Here is a 230-nt window from a genome sequence, read left to right on the forward strand (position 1 = left end):
ATGCGTGCGATGGCCGGCCGGTTCGATGTGCACGCGCAGACCGTTGAGGACGAGGCTCGCCGGATGTGGGCGTCGTCGACCAACATCTCCGGTGCCGGCTGGGGTGGTCTGGCGGAGCGGACGTCGATGGACACCATGGGTCAGATGCAGACCGCGTTCCGCAACATCGTGACCATGCTGCACAGCGTGCGCGACGGCTTGATCCGCGACGCCAACCACTACGAGCAGCA

The 230-nt window shown here is 66.1% G+C and carries 1 protein-coding gene; it reads left to right on the plus strand.

What is annotated here, in order from left to right; all coding sequences use genetic code 11:
• Positions 1 to 230, plus strand: a 230-nt coding sequence (locus LI92_RS21690; RefSeq protein ID WP_046322800.1) for a WXG100 family type VII secretion target, incomplete at both ends; no start/stop codon positions are given.

Origin of the sequence: Mycobacterium sp. UM_Kg1, from assembly GCF_000972925.1 — a bacterium.
GTDB lineage: Bacteria > Actinomycetota > Actinomycetes > Mycobacteriales > Mycobacteriaceae > Mycobacterium > Mycobacterium hiberniae.